Source organism: [Actinomadura] parvosata subsp. kistnae, assembly GCF_900323885.1.
Taxonomy (GTDB): domain Bacteria; phylum Actinomycetota; class Actinomycetes; order Streptosporangiales; family Streptosporangiaceae; genus Nonomuraea; species Nonomuraea composti.
Window position 1 is genome coordinate 80,435 of the sequence record NZ_OOHJ01000032.1, and the last position, 25,983, is coordinate 106,417.

Consider the following 25,983-nt stretch of genomic DNA (forward strand, 5'->3'; position numbering starts at 1 on the left):
GCCTGTCACGCAACCTTGGCCGGGTAACTGGTCCAGCTTCGGAGGGGTGAGCTGGCGGCGAAGCTGGTCTTGGGTCGGGCGCGGGCGTTGCGCCAGCGGACGTAGCCGCCGATTGCCGCGTTCTGCTCGGTGTGGGCGCGGTGGTCGGTGCCATTGAGGGCGTAGTAGCGCAGTGCGGCGAACTCGGATTCGATCCAGTTCAGCCACGAGCCGTAGGTGGGCAGGAACACCAGCTCGATGTCGTGCCCGGCGGCCCAGGAGCGGACTTGGGGATGCTTGTGCGGCGAGTAGTTGTCCATGATCACATACAGCCTCTCGCCGGGCCACCGCGAGCGCAGAGTCTTGAGGAAGGACAAGAACTCGCGCCACCGCTTGCGCTTGCGGATGCGGTAGTACAGCCGGCCGGTGGCCAGATCGAGTGCGGCGATCATCTGCATCACGCCGGGATAGCGGTGGTAGGTGGCGCGCAGCCGGGCCGGGCTTTTCGCCGCTCGCCACCGCTTGCCCGGGCGGGGCATCAGGTTCAGCGGGCCGAACTCATCGACGCAGATCACCCTCCCATCGGTGGGCGGGTGATCGTATAACTCCAGCACGCGCTGCATCTTGGCGATGAACTGCGGGTCGTTAGACGCCTTCCAGGTCGTGGTGGTCTGCCAGCTCACGCCGCCCTTGCGCAGGATGCGCCGCAGGTGCTCGCGGCTGAGCGTGGCCACCACACCGCGGGCGATCAGGTGCTCGGCCAGGGTACGCAGACTCCAGGTGGACTGGCCGGTGATACCCCATTCGGCGGGGACCGTCCGGGCGATCAGGCAGATGTGCTTGCGCGTCTGCTCACTGATCACCGCCGGCCGGCCCCCGCTCCATTTTAGGTCCAGCGCATCCAACCCCCGCTCGTTGAAGGCGTGGATGACATCGCGCACATAATCCTCGCCGACCTGCATCAGCGAGGTGATATCCGGCACGCTCTGGCCTTGGACGGACATCATCACCACGATCGCCCGGCGCAGTTTGACCGGGTCCTTCGCGGTCCGGGTGATGCGCTGAATCTTCCGGCCCTCCTCCATCGACAAAGGCCGGACGAACACATCCGGTGGACGAGCCACAACTATCTCCCAGCTTCAGAGGCAGCCAGCCTTACGGGTTCACCACCCGAGATCAATTACCCGTTCAACGTTCCGGGACAGGCCACTAGCAACTCGCTGATCACCGAGCCGGCGCTGCTTTCCGACGACAAGGTGTGACCCGATGAGATTCGACCGATCGCACGCCTCGCGCCGAGGTGGCGTGCGGCTCGGCGAGTGAGGTCATGTCGTCTCCCTCCTGATGGCGTCGCCGGGGCGGGCGCGCGCGTCCTCACTGGTGAAGTACCTCGGACGTGACGCGCTGCTGCATCTCCTGGATGGCGGCCTTGCCGGAGAAAGGCATCCACGCGTCCATCAACGCCATGCTCCTTGTGGAACGTGGTACAGGATTCGCGTTGACGCGAACCAGGCCCGCGGTCGAAGAGTTCAGCGTCGCTGAGCTCGCCGCTGAGCTCCAGTCCGCTCGCGTGCGCCTCGAACTCAGGGACCTCCGTCCATCCTCCAGACGTGGATGGAGGGAATACGTCTCCGACGTATTCGCTGTCATGCGTGTACATCAGTTTGCCGGGATCAGCTTCTTCCACGAAATAGGCCTCCAGTACGCGCTGTCCTTCAGCGCTCAGCGCCTCTATCAGGTGCGGCGGCAATACGCCGCTGATGGTGAGGATGGCGGACCAGCCGGTCGAGTGCTCTCCCACCGGGCGATCTCGGCGCCGTCTGCTGTGTCCACCCATTGGCAGCTGAACCACGATCCCAGACCGTGTTCGATCGGCAGGTCCCACTGACTTTTCTTAGGAAGGGCGCGTGATGGGTGGCGACATGGTATTTGTCGTAGAACGCCTTCAGCGCGCGGCCGTGCATGTGATTGTGACCGCCGTTGACGGCCCGAATGGAGTTCGGCGGCCGCGCGCCACCTCCGGGTAGACGCTGGTGTAGGTGTCGCGCGTGAAGGTGGGGAAGCATGCCCGAGCCTCTCCTGCACGATCGTCAAGTCGACCCTGGCGACCGACATCAGGGACACAGCGGGCGGCCGGGCTCGTCAGTGAAGACGAATCCGCTGTCTTGCCAGATCGCCCTCGTCGGCTTGCACAAGTGGGTCGAGGACGCCTGCCAGCACCTCGCAGCCAAGCGGCCGCTGTCGAGCGTCGCTCGCCGACCCGGCGGCTCTGCGCAAGTCGGCTGGGTGGAGCACACCCGCCAAGGCCTTGCGGCATGGCCTGCCGCCCCGTGTCCAACGGCCGCTGCTGCGCGGAGTGTGGTCCGCCTCGCCTTGGTGGCGTCGAACGTCGGCCTCGGCGGTGCGGTGATGCCACCACGGCGGGCGATGAGGAGTCGCCCCGGCAGGAGCAAAAAAGGATCGGGAAGAGCGAGCTTCCGGACGCCTGCCGGATCAGGCCTGATCGTGCGCCGCCGGCCGAGGAGCCGGTTGACCGTCGATCAGCCCGTGCCGGAAGAGGCTCTCGGCGGTGTCGACGATGGTGGTGACCACGTCGCGTGGCTGCCAGCCGAGCAGCTTGCGGGCCTTGTCGGTGCGCAGGGCGGGGATCTTGCCCAGTTGGGTGAGAGCCTCCCGAAGGGCAGGATTGGTGCGCGCGGCTTCGCGCAGTTGCTCCGCGGTCAGCTCCCGGACGGGTACCCGGGCGGCGCGCTCGCCCAGGTGCTCGGTGAGGATGTTCGCTATCCGCAGGAAGCTGATCGCCTCACCGCTGCTGACGAGGAACCGCTCCCCTGCGGCCTCCGGGGAGGTCATCGCCCGCACATGGACGTCGGCCACGTCACGGACGTCCGCCACGCCGAAGTACTGCGGCGGCACGACCGCGAGTGCTCCCTCGATCATCGCCTTGACGAAGGCCACGGAGACGGCCAGGTGGTCGTTGAGGACCGGGCCGAAGATGCCGGTGGGCGCGATCACTGTCAAGTCCAGGTCACCGCCCTGGGTCTGCATAAAGTTCCATGCTGCCCGCTCGGCGACGGTCTTGGACTTGATGTACGGGGTGAGGTCGTCGTCAGGGTCGGTCCAGTCGTTCTCGTCGTACTCGTCGCCCGGCTTGCGGGTGTAGCCGATGGCGGCGAAGGACGACGTCATCACCACCCGCTCGACACCCTGGTCCCGTGCCGCCCGCAGGACGCGCAGCGCGCCGTCACGAGCGGGGACGATCACCTCGTCCTCGTGCCGCGGCTGCCCCGCCGGGAAGGGCGAGGCCACGTGGAGGACGTAGGTGCAGTTCCGCGCCGCCTCGTGCCAGCCCTCGTCGGCGTTCAGATCGGCCTGGACGACTTCCAGCCGTTCCCCGGGATCGGGACCGGCACCGGCCGCTGTCGCACGGATCTGGCCGGCCCGTTCCAGCGACCGCACCGTCGTGCGCACCCGGTAACCGGCCCGCAGCAAGGAGCTGATCACATGCGACCCCAGATAACCGTTACCTCCGGTCACCAGAACCAGCTCTCCGTCGCCTGGCCCTTCGGCCTGCTGAAGGCCCGTACTGTGGGACATGTTGTTCTTCTTTCTTTATCGAAGGTCAGCAATGGTGCTGGTGATGTCCTGCACGACCTGGCGTTCCCTGGCGGTGTCGCCGTCCTGGCGGGCGGCCCACAAGTCGGCCTTGAGCTGCAGGTAGCGCAGCCGAACCTGCATGTGCTCGATTTCCCGCGCCACCCGCTCGGCGTTCCTCAGGAACAGATCCCGCATGTCGGCCGCGTTGCCCTCGGCGCCATCCAGGTACCGGAGGTAGGCGCGCATGTCCTGCACGCTCATCCCGGCCGCTCGCAGGCAGCTCAGCGCCTCGATCGTCTCGACGGCCCTGCTGTCGTAGCGCCGGTGGCCGCTGCTCTCGTCTCGAGGTACCGGGCCGATCAGGCCGATCTTCTCGTAGTAACGCAGCGTCGGTTCCGACAGGCCACTCACCCGAGAGACGTCCTGAATCGACACCGCGGAGACGGTTGTGCTCTTCCCCGTCGTTGCCATGTCCACAGCCTGCATCACCTCAAGCGCTTCAAGTCAAACGCCCGGTCCGGGCGCGTCGGCGGGGGCGTGTGGGGTGGTCCCGGCGGACGGTCATGCCGTGGCCGGAGCCTGTTGCCGGCGGGCGCGTAGCCGCCGGCGTTCCGCCGGGGTGGTACCGCCCCACAGGCCGTCCGGTTCGCCGGTGCGCAGGGCCCAGTCGAGACAGGCCGGCTGTACGGGGCAGGCCTGGCAGATGCGTCGTGCCTGATCGTCGGCCGGGCCCTGTTGCGCGGCCTCCCCGGTGATCGGGAAGAAGAGGCCGGGATCGGCATCCTGGCAGGCGGCGCGGTTCATCCAGCGCAGGGGTGGGCGTGGAGCGTGATCGTGGCGAGTTTGCTGCAGCGTCATGGTGGCCGCCTGTCATGCGTGGGTGTGATTCGTGCGGGGTGCGCGGGCGAGCTGCCGGAGAGCCGTACTGGCCGCCAGGGTTCACCTCGTCCCTGGGCAGGCGGTGATGGGCAGGGCGGTGAGGGCCTGCTCGACCGTGCCGACCATGGGCAGGAGCGAGTGCATCCGGACAATGTGCAGCAGCCTGGCGGGTACGCCATGCGCCCCCGCCAGGAGTACCACCGCGTCGTCCGCGGCCGCCTGCCGAGCGCTGGCGATCAGCACCCGCAGACCGGAACAGTCCAGGAACAGCAGGCGGGTCAGGTCGAAGACCACATGGTCGCCGGGCCGGCGCACACCATGGACGTAGTCGGCCAGCCGGCCGCTGACGGCAAGGTCGACCTCGCCGCCGACCGCGATCACGATCGTGCCGGGCAGATGCCGATGGCTGAGCGTGATCGTGGTGACGGAGGCCCTCGCCGGGCCGGTCGGAGGGTTGTACTGGCTGGAGGCATCCATGTGTGCACCAGGGTGCTTCCGCGTGGCGTCCGTCGGCCATGGCCGCGCCGTGAACAGGATTCGCATGTGCGGCTCAGAAGGCGCGCAAGATGCGGTCGGGGTCGTAGCGGTCCCACAAGCCGATGACGCGTTCGCCTGTCGCACCGGGGTAGATACGCGAGAAGGCCTCCGGGCCGGGGCGGCTCTCGAAGCCCGTGTACGCTCCGTCGACTCGTCCGGCCAGCGGGTGCCAGGCGGCGTCGAGTTCCACGCCACCGTGCGGCGGGAACGTCGAGACGATGACCAGGGTGTTCTGATGCCGGTGCGGATAGGCGGTCGCGTCGGCCGGGACGTCGTTGACCGCACCGCCCACCGAGCGCAGCTGGACCAAAGGGTGCGCGGGCAGGGTCGCGGTGGCCGTGAGGGCCGCGGCGTCATCGTCGGTCATGGCCGTGAGCAGGCCGTTGGTGGTCGTGCTGGGCTGCTGGCCGGTGTTGGGGTGCAGGTGCGCGGTGGAGACCAGAGCGGGGTACGGAGCCAGCTGCGCGTGCAGGTCGAGCAACCCGGTGCCGATCTTCAGCAGCGGTTCGACCGCTGCCCGCAGGCGAGGCTCGTCCGCATCGGCGACGACGGCGGTGATGGCGGCGATCAGAGCCGAGCCATGAGACTGGAGAGTGACGGCAGTGGTCAAGTCGCGGGTGGCGGACGCCATGTGCTCGGCCCATTGCCGCAGCGCGTGGCCGTCCCGGTCGATCCGCACGACGATCTGCGCGTATCCGACCTCGCGCAGCTCCATTGCCTCGATCTCGAACGCCACCACGATGCCGGCCCCGGACCCGGCGCCGCGAACCGCCCACAGCAGGTCCGGCTCGTGCTCCGCGTCGGTCCGCACGGTCGTGCCGTCGGCCAGGACCACCTCCGCCGCGCGGATGTGGTCGATGGTCAGTCCGTAGCGGCGGGCCAGCCAGCCGATGCCGCCTCCGGTGGCCAGGCCGCCGACACCCACGTTGCCGTGATCACCCGAGCTGATCGCCAGCCCGTGCGGCGCCAGAGCCTGCGCGACCGTGGCCCAGCGGGCGCCGGCCTCCACCCGGACGAGCCGCGCCTCGCGATCGAGCACCTCGATGCGGTTCAGCGCCGACAGGTCGATGACCACGCCGCCGTTGTTGGAGGAACGCCCGGACAAGCCGTGCCCTCCGCTGCGCACGCTCAGCGGCAGGCCCTGCTCGCGGGCGAAGCGCAACGCTGCGACGACCTCGCGGGCGCTTTCGGGAATCAGGACGGCCGCGGGCTCGGCCATCGTGGTGTACGTGGAGCTCAGGAGGCGATATCGCGCGTCCCCAGGGGTGACGATTCTGCCTTCCAGCTCGGGCGGAACCGTGAACGGCTTCGGCGTCATCGTCGTCCCCGGATCTGGCCGACTCGCTCCCGGACGGCGGGGACGACCTCGGCCGCGAACACCTCGAGCTGGGACAGCGGTGCGGTCATCGGCCAGAAGACGAACGTGTCGAAACCCAGCTCGGTCGCCCACCTGGCGAGCGTCTCCGTCCAGAGCCGCACGTCGCCGACCAGGCCGCGGCCGCCCCGCACATCGCCGATCACGCCGATCACGTTGTAGACCCGGCGGACCGCCGCCGGGTCGCGCCCGGCCGAGCGAGCGGCGTCATCGATGATCTTCTGTTTGGCGGGGACCTCGTCCGGGGGGACGTAGATGTTGAGCGGCGAGATCCAGCCGTCGCTGGAGCGGCCGGTGACGGCGAGCATCCGGGGCCCTTGGCTGCCGAGCCACAGCGGGATGGGCGACGCCGGGACGGGGCCGGCGGTGTAGCCCTCGATCGTGTGCTGGTCGCTGCGCAGCCGGACGGCGCCACCGGTCAGCGCGGCGCGCATGATGTGCAGCGCCTGTTCGGTGTAGGCCACCATCTCGCGGCCGGTGCGCCGTCCGCCGCCCATCCCGGCGATGGCGTCGGCGAACGCCCCGCCGCCGACGCCGAGGATGATCCGGCCTTCGGCCAGTACGCCGAGCGACGCTGCGGCGTTGGCCAGCATGGCCGGCGGACGCAGCTGCAGATCCGCGACATCGGTGAGGAACGAGATGCGCTCGGTCTGCGTGGCGAGGTGTGTGATCAGCGTCCAGGCGTCCAGGTGACCGGGCTGGTAGGCGTGGTCCTGCACGGCGAGGAAGTCCAGGCCGCCGTCCGCGGCGGCCCTGGCCAGCTGCCTGGTCCGGGTGAGCGCGTCGGCGTCGGGATCGAGACTCAGCCCGAAGCTCATGGGGTGTCCGTAGTCGGTCACGATGGCAGCTTTCTGGGGTGTTTCATGGTTCTCCTTGGAGGAACGACACGTTCGGGTGGTCTTCATGGCGCGGTCGCCGCACCACCTGCGCGTCATTGAGTAGGTCTACGGTGGAGGTTGATGATCGCCACTGGGCAGGCCGCCTGACGCAGTGCCGTCTGGCTGACCGACCCCTTCGTCAACGCGCCGAACTCGGAAGGGTGGCGGGAGCCGACATGCGGGCAGGGTCGGAGTCCTGGGGCTCGGAGATCCCGCGCTGACATGCGCGAACGTCACGACGTTCGCGCCGCCGGTACGCCGTCAGGGGCACCATGCCGCTGGCCATATGCCTCGATGGCGGACTCTTCCTGGCCGCGCCGTGCGCGGTTCCTGCTCAGCGCCGAGGTCGTGGTCGGTGAGGTCGACGTCGAAGGCGGCGATGTTCCCGTAGGCGGGGGTGCCGTCGCGGCCGTGCACGGTGCCGTCGTCGCCGGTTTCCGCATGCCGGCCTTGCCGGTGTGCAGGGCGGCCTTCAGCACTGCGACGGCCTGGGCGACGGCGGCGCCGGCGGCCTGAGTGGAGCGGACCGGGTTGAGCATCATGAAGTCGTGGATGATGCCGTTGTAGCGGACGCTGGTGGTCGGCACGCCGGCGGCGGTGAGCTTACGGGCATACGCCTCGCCCTCGTCGCGCAGCACGTCGTTCTCGTCCACGATGACGAACGCGGGCGGCAGCCCGGCCAGGTCCTCCAGGCTCGCGCGCACCCGCACCTCTCCGGCCCGGGCCGGCACGGTGATCCATTTGTCGTCGACGCCGGGCTTGTCGATCGGGGCCGCTTGCAGGTCGTCCAGCACCTTGCGGGCGCCGTCGGGCCCCAACTCGTACAGGAACGGCGGCTTGGAGGTCGCGTCGGCGATCTCTTGCGCCGCCGGCTCCAATACGTGCTTGCTCATGAGGAGCTCCCTTTCACTATCAGATGGTGATGAGCCGGACAGGGAAGCGAGCGGCTCATGGGCGCGGCGCGGAGGTTCCGTCCGGCAGGCCCTCACCCCGCCGATCTTCAGACTGTCACCGCGCGACTCCGCCCGAACCCGGGGAAGGCACTGGCGGACTCCCTGGGGGAGCACCGGACCCAGGGATCCCGTCGTCACGTGGTAGCGGGCCTGGTCATGCGGGCGTCGCGGAGGTCTTCTCCCTGAGCCAGTCGGCGAACGTCTGCGTGCCGCGGGGACCGGGGCCGGTCGGAAGCAGGCGGCCACTGCTCGTCCCGCCGGGAAGGTACAGGGGCAGCACCGGCCGTCGGCGGGCGCCGCCCGCGGCGATGAGGCGCCGGGCCATGTCGACCAGCGACTCGACCCGCGGGCCGGCGAGCTCGGGCGCCATCTCCTGCGGCGCCTCGAGGGCGAGGCCGGCGAGGGCTTCGGCCACTTCTCGTACGGCGACGGGCTGGATCCGGGCCGCCGGCACCACCGCGATCGGCCCTGGCACGCCGCTCAGCACCTGACCCGCGAAGTCATGGAACTGCGTCGCCCGCAGAATGGTCCACGGCACCGCGCCGCTCCGGACGATCTCCTCCTGCCGGAGCTTGCCCGCGTAGTACGGGTTCCTTACCCGATCGACCCCCACGATCGACAGCGTGACGAGGTGCCGTACCCCGGCTCGCTCAGCCGCTCCGACGAGGTGTCGCCCCGCCCTGTCGAAGAAGTCCACCGACACCGGCTTGCGGAGCGTGGTCACGTTGCTGACGTCGATGACCGCCTCCACCCCGGCCAGTGCCGCATCCAACCCGGACCCGTCCAGCAGATCGACGCCCTGCCGGCGCGACAGCACCGTGGGCGCGTGCCCGCGCGCCCGCAGTGCCTCCACCACGAGCCGCCCCGTCATTCCGGTCCCACCGGCAACTGCGATCTTCATGACCACTCCTGTCTCTCGGCGCCGTACGTGAGAACGACGACCGGGGTGACAGATTTCGTGACACCTCTTCCACGGCCGGAACCACACCGTCCCCATTCGGGTGCCATGTCACGAAAGACGTCAGGGCAGGGGTCATAGGGGTATGCACTTTGGATCCGCCAAGAAGTGGCTGCGTGGTGGGCTGCTCGCCCTGGCCGCGCTGCAGACGGTCGCCTCCGTCTGGCAGTACGTCTTCCCCCGCTCCTTCTACGACGACTTCCCCACGGTGAGACTCGATCCCCCGTACAACGAGCACCTGATCTCCGACGTCGGGGGCCTCGGGCTCGCGCTGACCGCCATGCTGTACTTCGCCGCCTGGGTGCTCGACAGCAAGGTCGTCCTGTCAGCGCTCATCGGCTACCTCATCTATGCGGCCACCCACTTCACCTTCCACATCCGGCACTTCGACCACTTCTCCTTCCTCGAGGCCGTCGGAGTGGGCACCGGGCTCGGCCTGGAGGTGGCACTCGCCCTCGTGTTCCTCTGTGTCGGCTGGCGCGTGCACCGCGCGGAGTCCGCCGCGACCACCCGCACGGAGGCCGTGACCCGCCGCGACGTTTCCGATCAAGAGCCGGTATGAGAACCTTCTGGACCGCCACCACGTGGATCCTCGCCGCCGCCGCGGTGGTGCTGGCAGTGGTGCTGCCGCTCGTCGCCACGGGAGCGGCGGCCATCCTTCCGGTGCTGCTCCTGGCGGTGCCGATCGCGCTCATCGACGGCATCCGGCGGTACGGCTGGGGGACGCTGCTCTTCTTCGCCGCCGAAACGCTCCTGATCAGCAACTTCTTCGAGAACCTGAGCGTCGGGACCGGGTTCCCGTTCGGCCACTATCACTACACCGGTGGCCCGCAACTCATCCACGTGCCGATCTACATCGGCCCGGTGTATTTCGGCCTCGGCTATCTCTGCTGGCGCGTGGCCGAACTGCTGCTCGCCGGTGACAGGCGCCGGACCATGGACCTCTTCGGGGTGCCGGCCCTGGCCGCGGTGCTGATGACGGTGTTCGACCTGGGCAGCGACTCCATCGCCTCGACCGTGAACCACGTCTGGGAGTGGGAGCGCGGCGGCGGCGTCTTCGGCGTGCCGTTCACCAACTATCTGGGCTGGTGGCTGGTCACCTACCTGTTCTTCCAGGTTTTCGCGATCTACTTGCGTCGCCGCCAGGCGGTGGTCCGGGAGACGCCCCAGGCGCCGGCGCCGGTCGTGTACGGGGCACTCGCCCTGAACGCGGTGTCCTCTTTCCTGGCCGCCGAGGACATGGCGGTGACCGACCCGTCCGGAGCGGTGTGGAGCCACCAGGCCCTGGCGGAGACCATGATGGTGATCAACCTGTTCGCCGTTCTGCCCTTGGCCCTGCTCGCTCTCCGATCGGCCGTCCGGAACCGGCGCAGGTAGAGCATCCGCGCCGTGCCGAGCATGCCGAGCCGGTCGGCCGGTGCCCGCCATACGCCGCCGCGTCCGTTCCTTTGACGGTGCCGTGCCGCCGCCGCAGAGTGCCCAGCGGCAGGTCAGCCGGTGGCCAGTGTGACCTCCTTCCAGGCGGCGTAGTTCTCCTCCAGATCCGCGATCTTGCCTTGGACCATGGCGAGACCGAAGCCGCCTCCAACGGCGAGGCGCAACGGAGGCTGTTCGCTTCCGGCGATGTCGGCCACGGCCGACATCGCCTTCTCCAGGTCGCCGCGCACCGAAGTCTTCGCGAAGGCCGCCATGGCCGCCCGCGCCGGCTCGTAGTCGTCGAGCGTCCGCGCCGCTTGGCGGAGGTTCTGGAAGAACGGAGTGGTGAACCCGGCCGGCTCGATGATCGTCACGTGGATGCCCAGCGGGGCGATCTCTTTCGCCAGCCCTTCGCCGATGCCTTCGACGGCGAACTTCGAGCTGGTGTAGGCGGACATGGTCGGCAGGCTGACGTGGCCGCCCATGGAGGAAGTGATGAGGATGTGGCCCGCCCGTCGCTCCCGCATCTGAGGGAGGACGGCCTGGATGACGTTCACCACGCCGAACACGTTGGTCTCGTACTGGGTGCGCCACTGCTCGACGGAGACCTCTTCCAGGGTGCCCATCTGAGCGAAGCCGGCGTTGTTGACCAGCACGTCGATCCCGCCGAACCGCTCAGTGGTCTCGGCGACGGCGGTGCGAATGGTCTCGGGCGTGGTGACGTCGAGGGGCAGCACGAGGAACTGCGGGAGCCCGGCGAAAGACGGGTCCGCCTTCGTCGGGTCGCGCAGGGTCGCGGCGACGTTCCAGCCGCGGCGGGAGAACTGAAGAGCCAGCTCGCGGCCCATGCCGGTCGAGGTTCCCGTGATGAGAACGGTCTTGGTCATCGAATGCTCCGCAGGAACTATACAAATTACACAAAGAGTGTATAGGAAGCTTAGTATGTCTAGCCTGTGGCACTTCTCGTACCATGGACGCCATGGCCACCCGCAGTCCCGGCGATCCGCAACGCCGCGAGCACGTCCTGACTGCGGCCCTGCAGGTCTTCGCCCGCTACGGCTTCCGCAAGGCGTCGATGGACGAGGTCGCCCGCGCTGCGGACATCTCGCGTCCGGGGCTGTACTTCCTGTTCGCCACCAAGGAGGAGTTGTTCCGCGCCACGGTGGAGCACGAACTGCGGCAAGGCATCGCCGCGGTCACCGATGCGCTGTCGGCACCGCACCTGTCGCTGCGGGAGCGTCTGGTGGCGGCGTTCGACCGATGGCTCGGCCGTTACATCGAGCCCGGGGTCTCGGACGTCGGCGTGCTCATCGAGACGAGCGCGGCCCCCATGGGAGGCTTGCTCGCGGAGTACGCCGCCCGTTTCGACCTGCTGGTCGCCAAGGCCATCGAGCGGCAGGCCGATGCGATCCGCGCCGAGCACGGCACTCCTGAGGCGGTCGCGACCGTCCTGCACGCGACCGCGACGGGATGGAAACATCAGGTCACCGGCCGCGAGGAATTCAACGAGCGCATGGGCACCGCGATCCATCTCGTCCTTGAGGACCGGACGGCCACCGGCTAGACGTCAGGACATGGACGCCGCGCCGTCGAGCAGCGTGGCGCGAAGCTGTTTGCGGGACACGATGCCGAGCTTGCCGAACACCTTGCGCAGGTGCCATTCGACGGTGCGCGGGCTGATGAAGAGCTGGGAGCCGATCTGGAGGTTCGTCAGCCCTTCACCGGCCAGACGCGCTATCTGGACTTCCTGGGTGGTGAGAGTGACCCGCACCTCGGCGGTGCGCTTGCCGACCTTCTCACCGGTGGCCTGAAGCTCGCGCCGCGCACGTTCCGTGAACGCCTCGGCCCCCATCTGGCTGAACGTCTCGTAGGCGACGCCCAGGTGCTCACGTGCGTCCATGCGGCGGTTCTCGCGGCGCAGCCACTCACCGTAGAGCAGCCGGCTGCGGGCGAGCGTCATCCGGGCCCCGGTGCGTTCGAGCCGCTCGATCGCCTCACGGTAGAGAGTCTCGGCGGCCGGGCCGTCGCTCACCTGGGCACGCATGCTCGCCGAGGTGCCGAGTGCCCAGCCGGTGCCACTCGCCTGCGCCATCTCATCGATTCTCCGGGCTGCGTCGGCGGCGCGGGCCGGCCTTCCGCTCCGAGCCGCCGCCTCGACGAGCTCGATCAAGGAGCCGATGGCCGGGCTCGCGAGCTCCTGTGCATGCCTGGAGCCTCGCTCCGCCGCGCCGTACGCCTCCTCGTAGCGGCCGAGACCGTTGTAGAGCACCGCGCTCGCCCATTGGGCGGCGATGTCCACCTCGCCTTCCCCTTGCGGAGCCACCTCTCGCATGACCGCTTCGATCACGTGACGGGTCGCGGTTTCCCGGCCCTTCCAGGGCTCCAGCACCAGGGCCGTGTACTGGGCGAGGAAACGGCTGCCTGTCGCCTCGCCGATCGTCACCGCCTCGGCGAGCAGCCTCTCGGCCGCGGCGAGCTCGCCGGCGGCGGCCCGATTCGCCACGAGCATGTGGAGAGCCGATGGCAGCACCGACAGAGCGCCCGTCTCACGCGCCAGCTCGACGAGCTTCGCTGAGAGCGCCGACCAGTTGTCGAAGTCCCAGACAAGGGGGGCCATGTGACACGCGAACGAGAGCCAGCCAAGACCCTCTTCCCCTGGGATCCCTTCGACGCGGAAGGCGTCCAGGGTCTGCCGCACCACTGGCACGCCCTCCGAGTAGCCTTTCGTGGCCACCATGGCCACGCCACTCAGCAGCGCCTCATGACGCTCCGGTGGCGGCCCCGGCGGTGCGGCGAGCACTGCCAAGGCGACGTCCGCCACCTGCGCGCCGCTCGTCGGACGGCCGGCCATCGTGGCCGCGCTCAGTGCGTCACGGTAGGTTGCGCGAGCCAGCCCGGGGTCCAGCGGCTCAAGGCGCTTGCCGGCCTGGTACAGCAGCGGCAGGGCGGCGTCGGCGCTGGTGGAGGCGAAGACGATCTGGGCTCGCAACAGGTTGGAGTGGGCGAGTCCGCGTTCGTCCAAGGGGCTGAGCTCCGCCGCGTCCAGCAGGTCGAGCGCGGCGTCGTACCCACCGGCCCGGTACTTCGCCCGTGCCGCTGTCAATGCTCTGGTTCCGCGGCGGGCGGGATCGGGTGTCAGCTGGGCCGCTCGCTCGAGGAACGCGGCTGCCGCGGCGAGTCCGCCACGCGTCTGTGCCCGGTCGGCGGAGTGCTCCAGCTCGGCAGCCACGATCTCGTCGAGGCCGGCTGTGGCGTTGGCCAGATGCCATGCGCGACGTGCCCGGTCGCCGTGCAGATCGATGGCGTCAGCCAGCGCACGATGCGCGTTTCGACGGTTCTCCGGGGTCGCCATGCGGTAGACCGCCGAGCGCACCAGGGGATGCCGGAAGCGCACCAAGGTGCCGATGGTGATCAGCCCCGCGCCTTCGGCCGGCGTCCCGGCGGCCGCTTCGATGCCCATCAGCTCCGCCGCGCGCGTCAGCAAGGCCACGTCGCCTGTCGGCTCTGCCGCCGCGATGAGCAGCAGTTGCCGTGTCTCTGCCGGCAGCGCCTCGACGCACTGCAGGAAGTCCGGCTCGATCCGGTTCACCAATGGCCGCGCGTCAGGCCACCCGAACCCGCCCGCCTGCTCTGCCGGCGTCGATCCTGGAAACGGATCGAGGAGCGCCAGCGGATTTCCCCGCGTCTCGGCGATGATCCGGTCGCGTACCTGCTCGTCAAGCCGCCCGGGCGTCACCGAGCCGAGCAGGGCGCGAGCGTCGCTGTCACTCAGTCCGCCCACTTCGAGCTGCGGCAACCCCACCCAATCGGTGGGGAGGAACGGCTCACGCATCGCCAGTATCAACCCGACCGGCCCGGCGGGCAGGCGTCGCGCGACGAAGGCGAGGGTCTGCAGGGAAACCCGGTCGAGCCACTGAGCGTCGTCGACGAGGCAGACCAGCGGCTCCTTCTCGGCCACGTCAGCGAACAAGCCGAGTACGGCGAGCCCGACCAGGAAGCGGTCCGGTGCGGCTCCCGCGCTGAGGCCGAACGCCGTGCCGAGAGCATCGCGCTGCGGCTCCGGCAGGCGAGGCAGACGATCCAGGAATGGGGCGCACAACTGATGCAGCCCGCCGAAGGTCAGCTCCCTTTCCGCCACGGTGCCCGCGGCTGTGGCGATGCGGGCGCCGGACACGCTGTCGCGCGCGTATTCCAGGAGCGCCGACTTGCCCGCTCCCGCCTCACCGTGGACCAGCAGCGACCGGCTCTCACCGACGCGGACCGCCGAGAGGAGCCGGTCGAGCGCGTCGCACTCGGCCTGCCGTCCCAGCAGCACATTGCCGCGCCGTCCAGCGCTCGCGTCCCGGCGGCGCAAGCCTCCCGCGGAGCGGCGGCGGAAAAGGTCCCGCCACGGTACGTCGGCGCCGCCCCCATGATGAACGGGTCTCGCGCCGACACCACCGATGTGACCGAAGGCTGACTCGACAAGCATGCCCGCTTCCCCTCTCCCCCTGGGCATCCGACCGCGAACCGCCGGCCGGACAGGCCGCGCGTTGCGCGGGTTTCACAGGCCCATGCAACCAAGCACGACCGAGCAGGACCATGCAGGAAATACGCAGGATGTGGCTCATCGCTTTCAGGCGCCGAAGGCGGAGCGGAGCATGGCGACCGCCTGAGCCGTCGCCGCGCGCCCGGCGCACGTGTCGCTCAGCTCGTTCAACGTCATGAAGCCGTGGATGGTGCCGTCGTACCGCACGGTGGTGACGCGGACGCCGGCGGCACGCAGCTTCGCGGCGTAGGCCTCGCCCTCGTCGCGCAGGACGTCGGCCTCGCCGACGACGACGAAGGCGGGCGGGAGGCCGGTGAGCTCGGCCATGGTGGCCCGCAGCGGCGAGGCGGTGGCCTCTCGCCGCCGCCCGGCGTCCGGCAGGTACTCGTCCCAGAACCGCGCCATCGCCCGGGCGGTGAGGAGGTACCCCGTGGCGAAGTCCCGGTAGGAGCCGGTGTCCATGACGGCGTCGGTGATCGGGTAGTACAGGGACTGGTGCACGAAGCGCACGTCGCCCCGCTGTTTCGCCATCAGCGTCAGCGCCGCGGCCATGTTGCCGCCGGACGAGTCGCCGGCCACCGCGACGCGGTCCGGGTCGAGGCCGTACGCGGCGCCCTGCCGGCCGATCCACCGCGCGACCGCGTACCCCTGCTCGATCGCCACGGGGTAGCGCGCCTCGGGCGCGTTGGTGTACTCGACGAACGCGACCGCGGCGCAGGCGCCGACCGCGAGTTCGCGGACCAGCCGATCGTGGGTGAACGCGTTGCCGAGGACCCAGCCGCCGCCGTGCAGGTAGAGCACCACCGGCAGCGGTGCCGCGGCGCCCCGTGGCCGGACGAGGCGCACCGCGACCTCCCCCACGGAGGCGGGCACGGTGACCCACCTCTCGTCCACCGGGAGCAGGTCCACCGGGTCCGACTGCAGATCGTCGAAGGCGGCGCGTGCCTTGGCCGGTTCCATCTCGTGCAGGGACGGCATCCGCCGCAAGGCGCGGTCCAGGAATCGCCGGCAGGTGGGCTCCAGCACGACTCCGGTGGTGGCCGGGACTGTCATGTCTTCTCCGAGGTGAGTGTCGCGGACAGGCCGTACGCCCGCTCGATGGTCTGGGTGGCCGAGCCGCCTGCCTCGTCCGAGGCGGTGACCCGCAGGGAGACGTAACCGCTGGTGTCGGCTAGGGCCGGATGCGTCACCTCGACGCGGTAGCGACCGTCGCCGCGGTCGATGACCCGCTTGGCAGGCCGCCAGGTCGCGCCGTCGTCCACGGAGTACTCCACCGTGACCCGCTTCACCTCGGGTGCTCGGCGCAGCGTGGAGTGCGCGCCGGCGCGCAGCTCGAAGGTGAAGTGCTTGCCGGACGCGGCCCGGTTCAGCAGGTCGAGTGGCAGGTCGTAGGCGAACTGGAGCGCCGGTTGGAACGCGCACGACGTCCCGGAGGAGCAGGTGTACCCGCGCGGCGTCCCGGTGGGCGGGGTGGAGGCGAACGACCTGGTCGTGCTCACCCTCCTGGACAGGACGCGGCCGGTCGTGTCGGTCGACTCCAGCCGGTAGGTTCCCGCCTTCCCGGGGACCGTGAAGTAGCGGGGGCGATAGCCCTGGATCGCGGCCGCTTCCTGGCCGTCGACGAACAGTTTCGGCGCCGACGTCACCGGGTTCGGATCGCTGTAATGGCGTGATTCGGAGTCGCGCCATTGCTCTCCGGGTACGAACCGGTCCCCGTCGCGGCACAACCCGCACGGCAGCGCGACCGGGTGCCCGGCAGGCACGTCGGCGGCTCCCGGCACCAGCGGCGCCTTGAACCACCGTTCGGTCAGGCGGCGGTCGCGCCGGGTGAACAGGTCGTCGGTCTTCAGGGTCAGCGACTCGTTCGTGATCTCCCTGGTCCAGATCACGTCGCCGGTGGCCGGGCCGAAGTACTCGGTGCGGTGTTGCGAGCGGATGGGCTGGTTGTTGATGCTCACCAGCACGAACGGCTCAGTGGTGGACGTCAAGATGTTCGCCCGCATCTGGGCGTTCGCCTTGTCGGCGTGGTAGATGGCGTCCACCCGGACGAGGTCCTTCATCTTCGCCTTCGGCGGGCGCGCCGGCACCTGACCGGGCGAGTCGTAGCGCAGGTTGTAGAGCACGTCCGGGCCTGCGTACGGCTCCAGCCGCAGCGACAGCGGCCCCCGGCCGAGCGCCGTGCGCACGGCCCGGCCCTCGGCGGCGCTCAAGCCCAGCCGCAGGGACGGCCCGTCGGGGACGCGGGCCCGGCCGCCGTCCACGTCGAGGTAGCCGAGGATGCCCGCGGCGCCGCGGCGCGCCGCCTCGGCTCCGGCCGCGTCCATGGCTTCGGCCGCCGACGCGTACGGCCGCGCGGCGTCCCCGGCGGGCACGCCGGCCAGCACGATCTTGCCCGCCACGTCCACGCCGTCGAAGTCCTCCGCCCGTCCCCGGCCCACGGCCACGATGGGGTGGGTTGCGGGCGCGGTGAGCGCGCGCATGGAGTCCGGGCTGTACGCGGGGTGCAGTGTCAGGTCGCCGGCTTCGACCTTGGACAGGACGGGCGGCTCCATGGCCCATTGGTGCGCCAGGCGGCTCGTGCCCGTCCTCGGGGCTGTGACCGGCGTGACGTACAGGTCGTAGCCGCCCGACACGGACCAGTACATGCTGAAGCCAGTGGGATGGTCGTCGGGGTCGTTCGGATCGGGGTTGTGCTGATAGCGGACGGTGCCCGCGCCGTCGGCCGGCTTCGGCAGATCCGGTCTGATCCTGACCGTGTCGCGGGCGTCCAGGGTGACGGTCTCGTCCCCGTCGACGTCGACGGTTTTGATCACCAGGGTTTCGCGGTTGGCGAGCCGCCGCTCGTACAGGGAGCCGAACAGCTCGTATTCGCCCGCCGGCAGGCGGAACTCGCCGTTGCCCGCGTAATCGGTGCTCAGGGAGGAGAACCTGTAGGAGGTGAACGGGTCTTCCTGGCTCGCCGGCAGTTTCACCGGAAACACGGTCACCGCGGGCCGCTGGTAGGCGTAGCGACTGTAGAACTCCTTGGTCCCGTAGGAGTTGACGAGCGACAGCTTGACGCTGTGCTTGACCGCTTCGGCGTAGTAGCCGAACGGCGTCACCACCCGCGCCTGGCCGGCCTGCGCCGTCACCCAGCCGCCGTACACCCCCCTCGCGCCGGCCTGCGGGTGCGCGGTGAGGTCCACGGTGGCGGTGCCGTTCGCGGGCACCGTGACGTTGTCCGCCCCCAGCTGCACCGCGCCGTCCGGGGCGGGGTTGCCGCTCCAGCCGCGGGTGAGGAGGGAGAGCGCGAGCGTGACCGGCTCCGCTCCGAGGTTGCGGTAGGTGATCTGCCGCGTGGCCGGGCCGTCCAGCTTGCGGAAGTCGACGGAGGAGGTGGCGAAGACGGTCTGGGTGACCGCGCGGGCCACGTCCACCCGGCCGCTGCCCTGGTCGAACCAGTTGAGTCCGTCGGCGCGCACGGCGGTGGAGGTGAGCGCGTCGCGCAGCTCGGCCGCCCGCCACTCGGGATGCTGCTGGGCCAGGATGGCCGCGGCCCCCGCCACGTGCGGGGAGGCCATCGACGTGCCGCTCGCCATCAGGTACCTGTCGTCGCCCGGGATGCCGGGCATGGTGGCGCCAGCGGCGCGGGCGGCCACGATGTCCACGCCGGGCGCGACGAGGTTCGGCTTGACCGCCGCGTCGCCCAGGCGCGGGCCGCGGCTGGAGAAGTCCCCCAGCTCCGTGCCGGTGACCTTGTCCACTCCGCCCACGGCCAGCGCCTCGTCCGCCGCCGCCGGGGAGTTCACGGCGAGCGCCGCGTACCCGTTGCCCGCCGCCGCCACGAACAGGGTCCCGTGCTTCCTCGTCAGGGTGTTCACGGCCTGGCTGATCGGGTCGGTGCCGTCGCCGCAGCACCAGCCGAGGCTCAGGTTCACCACCGCGGCTCCCTGCTCGGCGGCCCACTGCATGCCCGCGATGGTCGACGACGACATGCCGTCGCCGTTGTCGTCGAGCACCTTGCCGACCAGCAGCGTGGCGGCGGGGGCCACGCCCCTGTACGTCTCCCCCGCGCCGGCGATCGTCGAGGCGACATGCGTACCGTGCCCGACCTTGTCGGCGATACCGGAGGTCGGGCTGAAGTTCCGGGTGGCCGAGATCCGGCCGGCGAAGTCCGGATGGTTCGTGTCGATACCGGAGTCGAGGACCGCGACCTTGACGCCCTTGCCGTCGTACCCCATCTCCCAGGCCTTCGGCGCGCCGATCAGCGGCACGCTCTGGTCGAGCGAAGCGTGCGTCTTACGGTCGAGCCAGACCTTGGCCGGGCCGCTCGCCGAGCGCTGGGCAGAAGGCCGATCGGTACGCAGGCCCGCCCAGAACGCTCCCGCCTGTCCGGTGTCCACGCTCATCGCGACGCCGTTGATGCTGTCGAGGACGCGGACGTTCTCGCCGGCCGGCAGGGCGCCCGCGGACCTGGACAGCGTGGCGGGGGCCGGATCGCCGGCATAGGTGACCAGCAGCGGGATGGCCTCGGTGAGCTGGTCGCGGGCCAGCGTCTCGACGTCGAACAGCTCCTCGTCCAGGGTGCCGGCGGCCACCATGCCGGCGGCGTCGGAGGGCAGGACCAGGTAGCCGCCGTCCTTGCTGGGCAGCGTGGCGAAGGTGACGGCGGCCCCGTCCGGCCGGGGGGCCGGACGGACGGCGATGGCGGGCGGGCCGCCGTCGTCGCCGGGGGTGTACTCGACGGCGTCGCCGGTGATGAGGGTGAGGGTGGCCGGGCCGGGCGCGGTCCCGGTGTCGACCGGCGCGGCAGCCTGTGGTGCCGGGGCCGCGTGCGCAGGCGGCGGGGCGGCACCAACGGCGGCGAGCACGAGGGCCAGGCCGCTCAGGGCCGCGGTTAACGGGGACGGTAGAGAGGGCACGGCCCATCCTTCCGGTCAGAGGGGAATGTCGTTCGGGAGCGCTCCCGCCCGCCGGCCGTCATGAGGGCCCGGGTCGGGTACGCGACCGGCACCGGGGCCGCAGCCGGCTTCCGTCGCGAAAGCCATGCAACCAGCTCCGCCAGGGCCGGGACCATGCAGGAATAACGCAGAATCGATCCGCGTGCGCGAGGTGTGCTCAGTCGCCGAGAGCCGCCAGCTGCGCCTTCGCCTCGTCCATCGTGCGGGGGCTGGTCACCACGTCGTCCTGCAGCAGCTCGATCCCGGCGGTGAGATGCTCGCGGGCCTGCTCGGCCGCGCCCAGCGCGGCATGCGCCCTGCCCAGCACCAGGTGCACATGACCGATGTACCAGCGCCTGCCCATCTCGGTGGACGAGGCCAGGGCCGGAGTCGCCGCGTCGATCGCCTCCTGCCAGCGCTGCGCGTCGGCCAGCGTCCTGGCCAGGCCCAGCTGGACGGCCGCCCGGGTCGCCTGCGCCATCCCGGGCGGGACCGGGCGCCCGTCGATCTCCCGCAGCACGGCCCTGAACTCCCGCAGAGCCTCGTCGACTCTGCCAAGGCCGGCGAGCGTCAGCCCTGCTCCCACGAAACTCTGCAGGAAGGTGATGTGCGCGCCGGCGGTGTCGGCCAGCTCCCGCGCCCGGGAGTACGCCCACAGGGCCTGGTCGAGGTTGGAGGCGACCCGCCAGACCTCGCCCGCGCTCCATATCGCCTCGGCCTGCTCCTTCACGGCGCCGAGGCTTTCGGCGAGCCGGTAGGCCTCCATCGCCAGCGCCGCGCTCTCCTCCAGCCGTCCCACGCCGAGCACCGCCCAGGCGTAGTGGTTGAGGTGCCGGAGCTCTCCGAGTCGGTCGGGCAGCCGGGCGGCCGCGGCGCGCGACAGCGCGAAGACCTCCACCCACTGGCTGCTCCAGTGATCCATGGTGCCCGCGAACCAGTAGATCGCCTCACCGAGTCCGGCCACCTGCTCGTGCCGGCCGGCGGCGGCCGCCAGTCGCAGCGCCGCCAGCCAGCTGTCCCGTTCGACCTGCAACCAGGCGTGCGCCTCCTCGGGCGAGGCGATCGCGACCAGGCCCTTCCCCTCGGCCGGCGGCTCGCCGGCTTCGGGTTCGAACCATCGCCCCGCCATGGTCGCGGTCTCCAGCAGCCAGTCCGTCATCGACTGCTCGGCCGCCGCCCTGACCTCCGCCGGCTCCTCCTCGCGCAGCCGCTGCGTCGCGTAGAGCCGGATCAGGTCGTGGAAGCGGTAGCGGTCGGCGCCTTCGTGCTGCAGCAGGCCCAGCTCGACCAGCCGGTCGAGCTCGTCCTCCGCGGTGAACAGGTCCGTCCGCGTGAGCACCGCGGCGATCGGCGCCGCGAAATCCACCGAAGGCACGTGGGCGAGCCGCCGGAACAGGGTCTTGGCCCTCGACGACAGCACCGCGTACGACAGCGCGAACGCCGCCTCCACCCCCACATCGCCCACGGACAACTGCGCCAGCCGCCGGTCCTCGTCCGACAGCCGCTCCGCCAGGTTCTTCATGGTCCAGCCCGGCCGGCTGGCCAGCCGGGTGCCCGCGATCCGCAACGCCAGCGGCAGGTTCCCGCACAACCGGGCGACCTCGACGACCTCGCCGCCCGGTGCGCGGGCGGAGTCGTCCCGTACGATCTTCCGCAGCAGCTCGGCCGACTCCGGCGGCGACAGCGGTGCCAGCGCGATCCGCGACACCGTCTCCAGCCCCGCCAGCGTGCGCCGGCTCGTCACGATCGCCATCCCGGCGCCCGGCCCCGGCAGCAACGGCCGCACCTGCGCCTCGTCGGCGGCGTTGTCCAGCACCAGCAGGCAACGCCGCTCGGCCAGCAGCGCCCGCACCTGGCTGGCCCGCTCCTGCTCGTCCTCGGCGATCGCGCCCGGTTTGACGCCCAGCGCCCGCAGCAGCCGATCCAGCACCTCGACCGTCGGCATCGGCTCGGCGTCGGTGCCCCGCAGGTCCACGTAGAACTGCCCATCGGGAAACTCCCCACGCAACTGCTCGGCCGCCCGCACCGCGCACGCCGTCTTGCCCACCCCCGCCTGGCCGTGCACCACCACCACCGGCGTCGGCCCATCCGCGGCCGCCTCCCGCCCCCGGCGCAGCAGCAGCTCCAGCTCCGGCACCCGGCCGACGAAGTCGCCCAGCCCACGCGGCAGTTCGTACAACCTCGGCCGCCCCACCCGGTTGCCGGACCGTTCCGCGCGCGCCAGCTCGACCAGCTCGGCACGAGCGGCGTCGCCCAGCTCCAGCGCGTCGGCCAGGGCTACGAGCGTCCGCTCCTGTGGCGCCCTGGCCCGGCCGCGCTCCATGTCGCTGATGGCGCGCCCGCTCACCGTGGACGCCTCCGCCAACGCCTCGATCGTCAGGCCGGCCGACTGCCGCAGGGCTCGCAGCTGCTGCCCGAAAGATCTGTCCGACACTCGTGCCTCCATAACGCAGTAACCCTGCGAACCTAAGAGCTACTGCCGGTGATCGGCTATGGGAACCTGCCCGCCAGGAAGGTCTGGGTGAGCTGCTGACCTGGTCAAACGCATACATGGTGGGGAACATCACAGTTTTGACGGGGAAATAGGTCGTAGACAGCAGGCCGGTCAGTTCGTTCGGGCGAGATCGGCCAGCGCCGCCAGATCTCCACGACGGGCGGCGTCGAGGAACACCGTGAGCAGACGGGACTTCTCCGCGCCCCGCACGGAACGGTCGGGGCCGGACGCCAGCCGCGCGCGGGCGCGGCGGAGCACCTGGCGCGTGTGCGGCTCGGTGAGCCCGAGCAGCTCACCGACGTTCCGGTAGGGCAGGGCGAACGCCTCGCGCAGCAGGTAGGCCACGCGTTCGCGCGGGCCGAGCCGGACCACCAGCACGGCCATCGCCGCTCGCAGCTCATCGGTGTCCTCGGCGATCTGGGCCGGGTCCGCCCCCAGCTCAGGAGGGTCGTCCAGGGTCAGCCCGGCCGGAATCTGGTGCCGGGCGTACGCGCATCGCGTTCGTGTGATCGACAGGCGCTGCGTGGTGCAGGCGAGAAAGGCACGCGCGTTGCGGACGACCGTGCGGTCGGTGCGGCTCCATCGCAGCCAGGTGTCCTGGACGACGTCCTCGGCGTCAGTGGTGGTGACGATCCGGCGGGCGATCTGCAGGAGCATGGCGCGGGCTTCGAGAAAGTCGGCGAGGGCGTCGTCCCCGTCCGGGCCGGCGACGCCGCTGGAGCGTTGGCCGCTAGATGTGGGCAGCCGCTTCACGGATCACCTCGCAGACCGGGCCTGGCTGCGAGACCGCGACGGCGTGCGAGGCGCCGTCGATCTCCCGTAGCTCGCGTGCCCTCGCGCGCTGAGCCATGTACCGCGACGCCGAGGCTGGGATGTTGCGGTCGGCGCTGCCCCAGACGAACCAGTTGGGGATGGTGCGCCAGGCGGCGATGGGGGCGTCCAGGGCGTCACCGAGGGCCCGGTCGGTGATCGGCCGTTGGGTGGCGGCCATCAGAGCCGCGGCGTCCGGGTTCACATCGGCGGCGAACTGATGGGCGAACCTCGCCGGTTCGATGGATCGGTCGGTGCTGCCGTCGGCGAGCGGCGTGCTGGTGAGAGTGCTGGCGAGGGTGCTGCCCGGGAACGTGAGTGAGAGCCGCGCCGCGCTCTCCCCGGGCTCGGGGGCGAAGCCGGCCACGTAGACCAGGGCCTTGACGGCGGGGTTGCCTGTGGCCGCCTGGGTGATGACCATCCCGCCGTAGGAGTGGCCGACGAGCATGACCGGCCGGGCCAGGCCGGCGATGGCGTCGCGCAGGTGGCCGGCGTCCCCGGCCAGGCTGCGCAGCGGGTTGGCGACGGCCAGCACGGGCAGGCCGTACCGGGTGAGGCGTTCGATGACGCCGTTCCAGGCGGCGGACTCCGCGAACGCGCCGTGTACCAGGACGATCAGTGGTTCAGCCATGACGGGTCAGCCTTTCTGCGCTGCGAGATTCGGGGCCACCATCGGCATGAGGTGCCTCCTGTGAGGTGAACGAGCTGGTCAGCACGGTAGGAGGCGGTAGTGCGCCCTCAGTTCACATCGAGTGTGTGCTGCGGACCACACCGGCCGGCTCATGTCACGAACCGGGCCTGCCGCGCGGTCGACGTGGATGGCGGCACGGGCCTCCCGCCGCATGCCGGATCAGGTGCGAGCCGACCTTACGGACCGGCAGACCCGGCTCGATCAGCCGGCGCAGCGTCCCGATGTAGCGGTGGACCACGTTGACCGCGCTGGCCGGCGGATCCCGCTCCCAAAGGGTGTCCACCATTTCCGCCAGGCCGACCACCGTTCCCGCCCGGGCCGGCAGCAGGTCGCCGTCGCCCCGGCGGGCCCGCACCGGTCCGAGGATGCTGAACCGGGTGGCCGCCATCATCGTGCCGCCCGCCGTTCTTCCATCAAGCTCGACATGACAACCCCCTCCGGTCCCCTTCGTCCTGGCGTCGCCTTCAGCATGTCGGCGCCGTCCGGCCGAATCATGAGTACGACGACGTACGCACGACCTTTCAGCAATGCCTACGACGCGACTCGGGTGTGGAGGCGTACGCCAGCGGCCGGGTCCTGACCTGCCGGTCCATCCCGGCGCACGCGGGGGCCGCTCCGGGTTCTGTCACGGAAACGGGTCGCGGCGTGGTCGACAGGGCATGAGTGACATCGCCTTCCCTGGGACGAGCGACGGCGGACCGCCCGGCGGGGTGCGGCGCGGATGCTGGGGATGTGATGAAGGGGCCATCCGGGCGGGCCCGGCTCCCCCGTGGGTCAGCGCACCGGCTCGACGTCCGGCGAGCGCGACATGCGGCCGGTGGACACGGCCAGCAGCACGGCGGCGGCCAGCAGCGCGGGGAGCAGGAGAAAGGCCCGGTGGGGGCCGAACAGGTCGGCGAGCCCTCCGAGGGCCACGGGCGCCACGGCGAAGGCGAGGGAGTTGGCGTAGTTCGCGACGGCGGCCGCCCGGTCGGCGGCGCCGGGTGCCGCCGACATGGCCAGCGACAGGACGAGCGGGAAATGCATGGCGTTGCCGAGCCCGATGACCAGCAGCCCGGCCCCGGCGAGCCACCCGACGGTCGAGGTCCAGAACACGACGAAGCCGGTCGCCGACAGGGCGAAGGCGCTCAGTACCAGCGGCACGGTGGAGACGCGTGCGGCGATCACGCTGCCCGCCACCCGGCCGATCAGCTTGCCGAACACCATGGCCGAGATCAGCGTGGTGGCGGTGGCCGCGGTCACGCCGGCATGGGTGCGCAGGACCGAGGCGGACCAGAACGCCACGCACGCCTCGATGGCGCCGACCACGACCAGCAGCAGCCAGGCCGGCCAGTAGGGCCGGGGCAGCCTCGGCCGGGAGGCTCCCCGGCCACGCGCGGCGTCGTCACTGTCCGGCAACCGGGTGCCGGTCACCGCCGCGACGACGGCGACCAGGCCGATCAGTAGCAGGATCAGGACCAGGCCGAGCCGCCAGCTGCCCCATTGCCTCGCGGTGAACCCGGTGGCCAGGGGGGCGAGCAGACCGACGGCGATGGACACCGCGTACGCTTCGCTGATGGCGGCGGAGGCGGCCTTGCCGTGCCTCTCGGTGATGACGGCGGCCACCCCGCTGGCGACCAGAGTGCCGCCGAGCGCGCCGAGCAGCGCCGCCGTGAGTGTCGCGCCGAACGGACGCAGCAGGCACAACGCGGTGACGGCGGCAGCGAGGCCGCCGAGACCCAGCCAGGTCGTCGGGCCCCGGCCCAGCCGGCGGACGAGCGGCGTGAAGAGCAGACCACCGAGCACGCCGCCGGCGGCCATCGCGGTGCCGTGAAGCCCGGCCACCGCGGCAGAGGTGCCCTGTTCGTCGCGCAGAAGAGGGATGAGCGGGCTGAAGCCGTAGAGAAAGAACCCCCACCCGCCGAGCTGGGCATAGGCGAGGAAGGTGACACGATCACGTTTTACCTGCGACACAGGGGACAAATATCCG

21 protein-coding genes are annotated in these 25,983 nt (G+C 70.7%); 3 read left to right on the plus strand and 18 right to left on the minus strand.

The genetic code is table 11. The features are described 5' to 3' along the window. Positions 1–5: 5 nt before the first annotated feature. The 9 genes from KIS93_RS60845 to KIS93_RS60885 all read right to left on the minus strand — a co-directional run bounded on the left by KIS93_RS60845 (position 6) and on the right by KIS93_RS60885 (position 9,099). Positions 6–1,103 carry an IS630 family transposase gene (locus KIS93_RS60845; protein ID WP_222108160.1) on the minus strand — a complete coding sequence of 366 codons (1,098 nt, stop codon included), beginning with the start codon at positions 1,101–1,103 and terminating at the stop codon, positions 6–8. A 1,369-nt stretch (positions 1,104–2,472) separates the two neighbouring features. Further along, positions 2,473–3,576 carry an SDR family oxidoreductase gene (locus KIS93_RS60850; RefSeq protein ID WP_080038446.1) on the minus strand — a complete coding sequence of 368 codons (1,104 nt, stop codon included), beginning with the start codon at positions 3,574–3,576 and terminating at the stop codon, positions 2,473–2,475. Positions 3,577–3,591: 15 nt separating this feature from the next. Continuing rightward, the gene (locus KIS93_RS60855; protein WP_080046702.1) at positions 3,592–4,047 is read right to left on the minus strand and encodes a MerR family transcriptional regulator; all 456 of its coding nucleotides are present in this window, start codon (positions 4,045–4,047) and stop codon (positions 3,592–3,594) included. Between the two features lie 90 nt (positions 4,048–4,137). Beyond that, positions 4,138–4,434 carry a WhiB family transcriptional regulator gene (locus KIS93_RS60860; protein ID WP_281262023.1) on the minus strand — a complete coding sequence of 99 codons (297 nt, stop codon included), beginning with the start codon at positions 4,432–4,434 and terminating at the stop codon, positions 4,138–4,140. Between the two features lie 81 nt (positions 4,435–4,515). After that, entirely contained in the window at positions 4,516–4,932 is a 417-nt protein-coding gene (locus KIS93_RS60865) for an STAS domain-containing protein (protein WP_186405148.1), read from the minus strand. A gap of 73 nt (positions 4,933–5,005) precedes the next feature. Further along, the gene (locus tag KIS93_RS60870) at positions 5,006–6,310 is read right to left on the minus strand and encodes an FAD-binding oxidoreductase (RefSeq protein ID WP_080038445.1); all 1,305 of its coding nucleotides are present in this window, start codon (positions 6,308–6,310) and stop codon (positions 5,006–5,008) included. Beyond that, positions 6,307–7,206 (minus strand): LLM class flavin-dependent oxidoreductase, encoded by a 900-nt coding sequence (locus tag KIS93_RS60875; protein ID WP_186405149.1) that lies wholly within the window; start codon positions 7,204–7,206, stop codon positions 6,307–6,309. The genes KIS93_RS60870 and KIS93_RS60875 overlap by 4 nt, the downstream gene beginning before the upstream one ends. Positions 7,207–7,478: 272 nt before the next feature. Then, positions 7,479–8,138, minus strand: coding sequence for an alpha/beta hydrolase fold domain-containing protein (locus tag KIS93_RS68200; protein ID WP_080038444.1), 660 nt, complete (start codon positions 8,136–8,138; stop codon positions 7,479–7,481). A 214-nt stretch (positions 8,139–8,352) separates the two neighbouring features. Further along, entirely contained in the window at positions 8,353–9,099 is a 747-nt protein-coding gene (locus tag KIS93_RS60885) for an SDR family oxidoreductase (RefSeq protein WP_080038443.1), read from the minus strand. Positions 9,100–9,241: 142 nt separating this feature from the next. On the opposite strand from KIS93_RS60885, the gene KIS93_RS60890 reads away from it, so the two are divergent. Together KIS93_RS60890 and KIS93_RS60895 are read left to right on the plus strand one after the other, a co-directional pair. After that, a complete protein-coding gene (locus KIS93_RS60890) occupies positions 9,242–9,718 on the plus strand; it encodes a hypothetical protein (protein ID WP_080038442.1) in 477 nt (158 codons plus the stop codon). After that, complete coding sequence (locus tag KIS93_RS60895; RefSeq protein WP_080038441.1) at positions 9,715–10,533, plus strand: carotenoid biosynthesis protein; 819 nt, start codon at positions 9,715–9,717, stop codon at positions 10,531–10,533. Before KIS93_RS60890 ends, KIS93_RS60895 begins: the two co-directional genes overlap by 4 nt. Before the next feature lie 113 nt (positions 10,534–10,646). Here KIS93_RS60895 and KIS93_RS60900 read toward each other — a convergent pair whose 3' ends face one another. Further along, positions 10,647–11,459, minus strand: a complete 813-nt coding sequence (locus KIS93_RS60900) for an SDR family oxidoreductase (RefSeq protein WP_080038440.1) — start codon at positions 11,457–11,459, stop codon at positions 10,647–10,649. A gap of 92 nt (positions 11,460–11,551) precedes the next feature. Here KIS93_RS60900 and KIS93_RS60905 point away from each other — a divergent pair, with 92 nt between their 5' ends. Next, positions 11,552–12,136, plus strand: coding sequence for a TetR/AcrR family transcriptional regulator (locus KIS93_RS60905; protein WP_080046698.1), 585 nt, complete (start codon positions 11,552–11,554; stop codon positions 12,134–12,136). 3 nt (positions 12,137–12,139) lie between these two features. Here KIS93_RS60905 and KIS93_RS60910 read toward each other — a convergent pair whose 3' ends face one another. The 8 genes from KIS93_RS60910 to KIS93_RS60945 all read right to left on the minus strand — a co-directional run bounded on the left by KIS93_RS60910 (position 12,140) and on the right by KIS93_RS60945 (position 25,967). After that, positions 12,140–15,043 (minus strand): ATP-binding protein, encoded by a 2,904-nt coding sequence (locus KIS93_RS60910; RefSeq protein ID WP_080038439.1) that lies wholly within the window; start codon positions 15,041–15,043, stop codon positions 12,140–12,142. Between the two features lie 144 nt (positions 15,044–15,187). Beyond that, positions 15,188–16,153 carry an alpha/beta hydrolase gene (locus KIS93_RS60915; RefSeq protein WP_080038438.1) on the minus strand — a complete coding sequence of 322 codons (966 nt, stop codon included), beginning with the start codon at positions 16,151–16,153 and terminating at the stop codon, positions 15,188–15,190. After that, positions 16,150–20,001, minus strand: a complete 3,852-nt coding sequence (locus KIS93_RS60920; RefSeq protein ID WP_155127012.1) for a S8 family peptidase — start codon at positions 19,999–20,001, stop codon at positions 16,150–16,152. The genes KIS93_RS60915 and KIS93_RS60920 overlap by 4 nt, the downstream gene beginning before the upstream one ends. 196 nt (positions 20,002–20,197) lie before the next feature. Then, positions 20,198–22,453 (minus strand): ATP-binding protein, encoded by a 2,256-nt coding sequence (locus KIS93_RS60925; RefSeq protein ID WP_222108161.1) that lies wholly within the window; start codon positions 22,451–22,453, stop codon positions 20,198–20,200. A gap of 171 nt (positions 22,454–22,624) precedes the next feature. After that, positions 22,625–23,266: a sigma factor-like helix-turn-helix DNA-binding protein gene (locus KIS93_RS60930; protein ID WP_186405150.1), complete on the minus strand. Its 642-nt coding sequence runs from the start codon at positions 23,264–23,266 to the stop codon at positions 22,625–22,627. Then, entirely contained in the window at positions 23,244–23,954 is a 711-nt protein-coding gene (locus KIS93_RS60935; protein ID WP_080038434.1) for an alpha/beta fold hydrolase, read from the minus strand. Before KIS93_RS60935 ends, KIS93_RS60930 begins: the two co-directional genes overlap by 23 nt. Positions 23,955–24,108: 154 nt before the next feature. Next, entirely contained in the window at positions 24,109–24,369 is a 261-nt protein-coding gene (locus KIS93_RS60940) for an AfsR/SARP family transcriptional regulator (RefSeq protein ID WP_186405151.1), read from the minus strand. Positions 24,370–24,788: 419 nt separating this feature from the next. Next, entirely contained in the window at positions 24,789–25,967 is a 1,179-nt protein-coding gene (locus tag KIS93_RS60945; protein ID WP_080038432.1) for an MFS transporter, read from the minus strand. Between the last annotated feature and the right edge of the window lie 16 nt (positions 25,968–25,983).